Origin of the sequence: Actinomycetospora sp. (assembly GCF_036497245.1) — a bacterium.
GTDB lineage: Bacteria > Actinomycetota > Actinomycetes > Mycobacteriales > Pseudonocardiaceae > Actinomycetospora.
Genome location: NZ_DASXJS010000191.1, coordinates 20,930 through 28,213, shown reverse-complemented (window position 1 = coordinate 28,213; position 7,284 = coordinate 20,930). Strand labels below are relative to the sequence as shown.

The 7,284-nt window shown below is 71.5% G+C and carries 7 protein-coding genes; all 7 read right to left on the bottom strand.

The features are described 5' to 3' along the window. Positions 1-1,880, bottom strand: a 1,880-nt coding sequence (locus tag VGI02_RS20075) for an NADH-quinone oxidoreductase subunit G (protein ID WP_331630114.1), incomplete at its 3' end; no start/stop codon positions are given. Continuing rightward, positions 1,880-3,256: an NADH-quinone oxidoreductase subunit NuoF gene (gene nuoF, locus VGI02_RS20070; protein WP_331630112.1), complete on the bottom strand. Its 1,377-nt coding sequence runs from the start codon at positions 3,254-3,256 to the stop codon at positions 1,880-1,882. The genes nuoF and VGI02_RS20075, both read right to left, overlap by 1 nt. Beyond that, complete coding sequence (gene nuoE, locus VGI02_RS20065; protein WP_331630111.1) at positions 3,253-4,053, bottom strand: NADH-quinone oxidoreductase subunit NuoE; 801 nt, start codon at positions 4,051-4,053, stop codon at positions 3,253-3,255. The genes nuoF and nuoE overlap by 4 nt, the downstream gene beginning before the upstream one ends. Next, positions 4,050-5,432 carry an NADH-quinone oxidoreductase subunit D gene (locus tag VGI02_RS20060; RefSeq protein ID WP_414638325.1) on the bottom strand — a complete coding sequence of 461 codons (1,383 nt, stop codon included), beginning with the start codon at positions 5,430-5,432 and terminating at the stop codon, positions 4,050-4,052. Before VGI02_RS20060 ends, nuoE begins: the two co-directional genes overlap by 4 nt. Further along, entirely contained in the window at positions 5,429-6,082 is a 654-nt protein-coding gene (locus VGI02_RS20055) for an NADH-quinone oxidoreductase subunit C (RefSeq protein ID WP_331630116.1), read from the bottom strand. Before VGI02_RS20055 ends, VGI02_RS20060 begins: the two co-directional genes overlap by 4 nt. A 193-nt stretch (positions 6,083-6,275) precedes the next feature. Continuing rightward, positions 6,276-6,839 (bottom strand): NuoB/complex I 20 kDa subunit family protein, encoded by a 564-nt coding sequence (locus VGI02_RS20050; protein WP_331630109.1) that lies wholly within the window; start codon positions 6,837-6,839, stop codon positions 6,276-6,278. A gap of 33 nt (positions 6,840-6,872) precedes the next feature. Then, positions 6,873-7,259 (bottom strand): NADH-quinone oxidoreductase subunit A, encoded by a 387-nt coding sequence (locus VGI02_RS20045; protein ID WP_331630107.1) that lies wholly within the window; start codon positions 7,257-7,259, stop codon positions 6,873-6,875. Between the last annotated feature and the right edge of the window lie 25 nt (positions 7,260-7,284).

Below are 7,284 nucleotides of genomic sequence, written 5' to 3'. Positions count from 1 at the left end.
ACGACGTCGGCCTCGGCCAGCGCCGCGCGGGCGAGCGCCGGGTCGGGCAGGTCGGCCAGCTCGAGGCCCCCGACGACGAGCCCGGCGAGCGTGCCGTCCGCGGCCGCCCGCAGCATGCCCGTGACGTCACGACCGGGCGTGTCCGGCAGAGCGGGCACTCCCCACACCTGCGCGACCGCCTCGCGGGCGTCGGGGTCCTCGACCGGCCGGGCGCCGGGCAGGAGGGACGGCAGCGTGCCGGCGTCCACCCCACCGCGTTCCCCGGCCCGCCGCGGCACCCAAGCGATCCGGGCGCCGGTGCGGGCGCCGAGCGCGGCGACCGCGCTGAGCAGGCCCGGAACCTCGACCGCCCGCTCGCCGACGAGCACCACCGCACCCGGCTCGGCCAGCGCGGCCGCGACGTCGTCGGGCAGGGCGTCGAGGGCGGCGGGCTCGTCACCGGGCACGGCCCGCACCAGGTGACCGCCGGTCCTGGTCACCGCGGGCGTCGTCCATGACCCGACGTGCACCACCCGGGTGCCGTTGCGGGACGCCTTGCGCAGGCGCAGGAAGACGATCGGGGACTCCTCCTCGGGGTCGAACGCCACGCACACCACGGTGCGGGCGGCCTCGAGGTGGGCGTAGGAGACGTGGGCGGGCGCGACGCCGGCCACGTGACCCGTGAGGAAGTCGAGCTCCTCGTGGGAGTGCGCGCGGGCGCGCTGGTCGACGTCGTTGGTGCCCAGCGCGACGCGGGCGAACTTGCCGTAGGAGTAGGCGTCCTCGACGGTGAGCCGGCCGCCGGGCAGCACCCCGACACCGCGCTTCGGATCGCCCTCGACCTCCGCCCCGTCCTCGCCGACGAGCACCCGGCCCGGACCGGAGCCCTCGCGCGCGGCGACCAGCAGGGCGGCCGCCTTCTCGAGCGCCTCGATCCACGAGACCGGGGCGAGCGCCCCGTCGTCGCCGCGGACCATCGGCTGTAGCACCCGCTGCGCCGAGGTCGGGTAGCGGAACGCGAAGCGGCCCTTGTCGCAGAGCCATTCCTCGTTGACGTTCGGGTCCTCACCGGCGAGCACGCGGGTGACTCCGCCGCGGCGCCAGTCCCGACGGGTGGAGCACCCGGAGGCGCAGTGCTCGCACTTGCCCGGGGTCGAGACCAGGTCGAAGGGGCGGCTGCGGAACCGGTAGGAGGCCGACGTCAGGGCGCCGACCGGGCAGATCTGGATGGTGTTGCCCGAGAAGTAGGACTGGAAGTCCTCGCCGTCCCCCCAGGCGGTCTCCTCGGTCCCGACCTGCTGGTGGGCCCCGCGCTCGAGCAGCTCGATGAAGGGGTCACCGGCGATCTGCTCGGAGAACCGGGTGCAGCGCTGGCAGAGCACGCAGCGCTCGCGGTCGAGCAGCACCTCGTCGGAGATGGCGATGGGCTTCTCGAACGTCCGCTTGTGCTCGTGGAAGCGCGACTCGGCCCGGCCCGAGGACATCGCCTGGTTCTGCAGCGGGCACTCGCCGCCCTTGTCGCAGATCGGGCAGTCGAGCGGGTGGTTGATGAGCAGCAGCTCCATCACGCCCTGCTGCGCCTTGTCGGCGACGGGCGAGGTGTGCTGGGTCTTGACGACCATCCCGTCGGCGACGGTCATGGTGCAGCTCGCCTGCGGCTTGGGCATCGGCCTGCCGCCCATCTCGACCTCGACCAGGCACTGGCGGCACGCGCCCGCCGGGTCGAGCAGGGGATGGTCGCAGAACCGGGGGACGACGATGCCGAGGCGCTCGCAGGTCCGGATGAGGATCTCGCCCTTCGGCGCGTCGACGGTCAGTCCGTCGATCGTCAGCCGGACGTGACCCTCGGGAGGAGGGGGCGTCTCCTGCGCCGCGTCGTCCTTCTGAGGGGCCTGTGTCATCAGTGCGCTCCGGCGAGAACGGGGGTTTCGGAGGCTGGGCTCTGCTGGTCGGCGCAGAGGTCGAGGAACTCCTGGCGGAAGTACTTGATACCGCTGGTGATCGGCGAGACGGCGCCGTCGCCGAGCGCGCAGAACGAGCGGCCGAGGACGTTGGAGCAGACGTCGAGCAGGGTGTCGATGTCCTCGGCCGTGCCCTGGCGGGCGTTCATGCGCTGCAGGATCCCGGCGAGCCAGTAGTTGCCCTCGCGGCACGGCGTGCACTTGCCGCAGGACTCGTGCTCGTAGAACTCGGTCCACTTCATGACCGCCCACGGCACGCTGACGGTCTCGTTGAAGATCATCAGTGCGGTGGTGCCGAGCATGGAGCCGGCCTCGGCCGCCCCCTCGAAGTCCAGCGGGACGTCGAGGTGCTCGGCGGTGAACAGGGGCGTCGACGACCCGCCCGGCGTCCAGAACTTCAGCGGGATGCCGTCCTTCATCCCGCCGGCCATCTCGAGCAGCTCGCGCAGCGTCGTGCCCAGCGGCGCCTCGTACTGGCCGGGCTTCTCGACGTGCCCGGACAGCGAGTAGATCTTCGGCCCGGGCGAGCGCTCGCGGCCCATCGTCCGGAACCAGTCCTTGCCGCCCGCGACGATCGACGGGACCGTCGCGATCGTCTCGACGTTGTTGACCACGGTCGGCGCCGCGTAGAGGCCCGCCGTCGCCGGGAAGGGCGGCTTGAGGCGCGGCTGGCCGCGGCGCCCCTCGAGCGAGTCGAGCAGCGCGGTCTCCTCGCCGCAGATGTACGCGCCGGCACCGGCGTGCACCACGATGTCGAGGTCGAACCCGGTGCCGTGGATGTTCTTGCCGAGGTGGCCCGCCTCGTAGGCCTCGCGCACCGCCCAGTGCAGGCGCCGGATGGCGTGCACGACCTCGCCCCGGATGTAGATCGCGCAGAACTTCGCGCGGATCGCGTAGCTGGTGATGATGCAGCCCTCGATGAGGCTGTGCGGGTCCGCCATCATCAGCGGGACGTCCTTGCACGTCCCCGGCTCGCCCTCGTCGGCGTTGATGACGAGGTACTTCGGCTTGAACTGCGGGGCGTTCCTGGTCGCGTCGGTCGGCTCCTCGCCCGGCTTCGGCTGCGGGATGAAGCTCCACTTCATGCCCGTCGGGAAGCCCGCGCCGCCGCGGCCGCGCAGCCCGGAGTCCTTGACGAGGGTGACCAGGTCGGCCGGGTCGGTGGCGAACGCGGTGTCCAGCGCCTCGTAGCCGCCGAGCTCGGTGTAGTGGCGCAGCGTCCACGACTCCGGCAGCAGCCAGCGCCTCGTCAGCACCGGCGTCAGCGGGTCCGGTCGGTACTCCTCCGGGGCCTGCCCCGTCTCGGATGGGCTCATGACGCACCTCCCGGGAGGGTCGTGGACTCGGTCGTCCGGTCGGGCCCGCGCTCGGGCATCGGCGGCGCGTGCCAGTTCCGCTCCTCGGCGAGCTGCGCGCCCGCGAGGGTCGCCTGGTCGGCACTCGGGCCGGCGTTGGCCGCCGCGCCGCCGAGCTCGGCCTCGTCGAAGAACCCGGCGAGCAGCAGCTCGATCCGCCGGAAGTCGGTGAGCGGGGCACCGCGTGTGGGGTGCGGCTTCTCGCCGCGCTGCAGGGCGTCGACGATTTCGACGGCCGAGTCGACCGTCTGCCGGTCGAAGAACTCGTAATCCACGGTGAGCACCGGTGCGAGGTCGCACGCGGCGAGGCACTCGGCGTGCTCGATCGTCAGCGAGCCCGTCTCGCCGGGGGTCCCGCTGGTCTCCTCGTGCCCGATGCCACCGAGGCGCTCGCGGACGGCCGCGTAGATCTCGTCGCCGCCGAGCGCCGCGCACAGCGTGTTGGTGCAGACGCTGACGAGGTGCTCGCCGACCGGCTCGCGCTTGTACATCGTGTAGAACGTCGCGACCGCCGAGACCTCGGCGGCCGTGATGTCCAGGACCTGGGCGCAGAACGCGACGCCCGACCGGCTCACGTGGCCCTCGACGTACTGCACGAGGTGCAGCAGCGGGAGCAACGCGGACCGTGGCTGCGGGTAGCGGGCGACGATCGCCGCCGCGCGCTCGCGCTGGCCGTCGAAGATGCTGATGTCAGGAAAGTCCCGTTCCTGACGTCCAGTGTCCGGAACGGGACTTTCCTGACGCTCCAGAGCGGTCATCGGTCGCAGCCCCCCATCACCGGGTCGAGACTCGCCAGGGCCGCGATGACGTCCGAGACCATTCCGCCCTCGCACATCGCCGGCGCCGACTGGAGGTTGACGAAGCTGGGGTCGCGGACGTGCACGCGCAGCGGTCGGGTGCCGCCGTCGGAGACCAGGTGGGCGCCGAGTTCGCCGCGCGGCGACTCGATCGGCACGTACGCCTGGCCCGGCGGCACCTTGAAGCCCTCGGTCACCAGCTTGAAGTGGTGGATCAGCGACTCCATCGACTGGCCCATGATCTTGCGGACGTGCTCGAGGGAGTTGCCCATGCCGTCGGCGCCGATGGAGAGCTTGGCCGGCCACGCGATCTTGGCGTCCTCGACCATCACCGGTCCCGGCTCCAGGGCCGCCACGCACTGCCGGATGATCCGCAGCGACTCGTGCATCTCGTCGACCCGCAGCTTGTAGCGGGCGAAGGAGTCCGCGGCGGTGTCGGTCGGGACCTCGAAGTCGTACTGGTCGTAGCCCAGGTACGGGTCGACCTTGCGCAGGTCCCAGGCCAGCCCCGCGGAGCGCAGGATCGGGCCCGTGACGCCGAGCGAGAGGCACCCGTCGAGGGGCAGGTAGCCGATCCCGACGAGGCGCTGCTGCCAGATGGCGTTGCCGGTGAGCAGCTGGTGGAAGCCGGGCAGGCGCCCGTCCATCACGTCGCAGAACTCGAGGATGCGCTTCTCGGCGCCGTCGGGGAGGTCCTGGACCACCCCGCCGGGCCGGATGAACGCGTGGTTCATGCGCAGCCCGGTGAGGAACTCGAGCAGGTGCAGGACCTCCTCGCGCTCCCGGAACCCGTTGGTCATGCCGGTGAGCGCGCCCAGCTCCATGCCGCCGGTGGCGAGGGCGACCAGGTGTGAGCCGATCCGGTTGATCTCCATGAGGAGCACCCGGATCACCTGCGCCCGCGTCGGGACCTCGATGCCCAGCAGGCGCTCGATCGACATGCAGTAGGCGGTCTCGGTGAACAGCGGCGCGAGGTAGTCCGCGCGCGTCACGAAGGTGACGCCCTGGGTCCAGGTGCGGTACTCGCAGTTCTTCTCGATCCCGGTGTGCAGGTAGCCGATCACGAGGCGGCAGTCGGTCACCGTCTCGCCGGCGATCTCCAGGACGAGGCGGAGCACGCCGTGCGTGGAGGGGTGCTGCGGCCCCATGTTGATGACGATGCGCTCGTCACCGGTGGTCTCGCCGAGCAGCTCGTCCCAGTCGCCGCCGGTGACCGTGTAGACGGTGCCCTCGGTGGTCTGCCGGGAGGACGCGGCGTAGGGATCGCCGACGGTGGGGTCGCTGACGGTGGGGTCACCGGCGGTGGGGTCGGTGCCGACGCCGGGCTCGATGGTGCTCACGTGTAGGCCCTCCGCTGGTCGGGCGGCGGGATCTCGGCGCCCTTGTACTCGACGGGGATGCCGCCCAGCGGATAGCTCTTCAGCTGCGGGTGGCCGTTCCAGTCGTCGGGCATGAGGATCCGGGTCAGGCTCGGGTGACCGTCGTAGACGATCCCGAACATGTCCCAGGTCTCGCGCTCGTGCCAGTCCGCCGTCGGGTAGATCGGCACCAGCGACGGGCAGTGCGGGTCGTCGAGCTCCAGGCAGACCTCGAGGCGCAGCCGCCTGCGGTAGGTCATCGACAGCAGCTGGACCACGGAGTGCAGCTGCTGGGGGATGCCCTCGCCGTAGTCGACGCCGGACACCCCGGAGCAGAACTCGAAGCGCAGCGCCGGGTCGTCGCGCAGCGTCCGGGCCAGCGTCGGGAGGTGGTCGCGGGCCACGTACCAGGTCATCTCGCCGCGGTCGACGGTCACCTGCGGGACGGCCGCGTCGAAGGTGACCGCGCCGGATTCCCCCCGGGCCACGCCCTCGTCGAGGGCCGCCGCGGTCTCGTCGACGACCTCGTCGAACCAGCCGCCGTAGGGCCGCTCGGCCGGGGCGGGCGCGTAGGCGGGCAGGCGCAGGCCGCCGAAGCCGGAGGTGTCGCCGGACCCGGCGATGCCGAACATGCCCTCACGCGACCGGCCGGTGACGGTCGGAGCGTGCGGACGGTGCTGCTCGGTCGGGCTGAAGGCGACGGCGCTCCCGGTCGCCGCCTCGCTGTCGGGGGTCCCGGCGGTGGCCCCGGTCGGTCCGCTCGCGCCCCCCGCACCTGTCGGCGGGACGCCGGGCTGCTTGTCGTCGTCGTGTCCCTGCGGCATGTCAGGCCTTCTCCCGCCCGTACTTCACGGACGAGGGCAGCAGCTCGAGCTTCTCGCCCTGCGCGCGGCGCTCGGCGGCGAGCTCGGCGCGCACCGGCCCGAGCGGCTCGTTCTGGATCTTCTGGTGGAGCTTGAGGATCGCGTCGATCAGCATCTCGGGCCGCGGCGGGCAGCCCGGGAGGTACATGTCCACCGGCACCACGTGGTCGACGCCCTGGACGACCGCGTAGTTGTTGAACATCCCGCCGCTCGAGGCGCAGACGCCCATGGCCAGGACCCAGCGGGGCTCGGCCATCTGGTCGTAGATCTGGCGCAGCACCGGGGCCATCTTGTTGGTCACCCGGCCGGCCACGATCATCAGGTCGGCCTGCCGGGGGCTCGGCCGGAAGACCTCCATGCCGAACCGGCCGAGGTCGTAGCGCGGTGCGCCCGAGGTCATCATCTCGATCGCGCAGCAGGCCAGGCCGAAGGTGGCCGGCCACAGCGACGCCTTGCGCGTCCAGTTCACCATCCCCTCGACGGTGGCGAGCAGGATGCCGTTCGGGAGCTTCTCTTCGAGTCCCATGTCAGCGGACCTCACAGTTATTGCGTGTCATGGCTAGGTCCAGTCCAGGCCGCCGCGACGCCATACGTAGGCGTACGCGAACGCGACGGTCCCGATGAACAGCACGACCTCGACCAGTCCGAACAGGCCGAGGGCATCGATGTTGATCACGAATGGATAGAGGAACACCATCTCGACGTCGAAGAGGATGAACATCATCGCCGTGAGGTAGTAGGCGACCGGGATTCGGCCGCCGCCGACCAGCGGCTGCGGCGAGGGCTCGATGCCGCATTCGTAGGAGTCGAGCTTGGCGCGGTTGTAGCGCCGCGGGCCGATGTAGGGCGCGGCGGTGACGGAGAAGAGCGCGAACCCTCCCGCGAGCAAGAACATGACGAGGAGGGGGACATAGGCGGTCAGTCCCGCCGTTCCCGGGCCCTGCATCTTCGAGAGACCTCCTGCTCCGTCG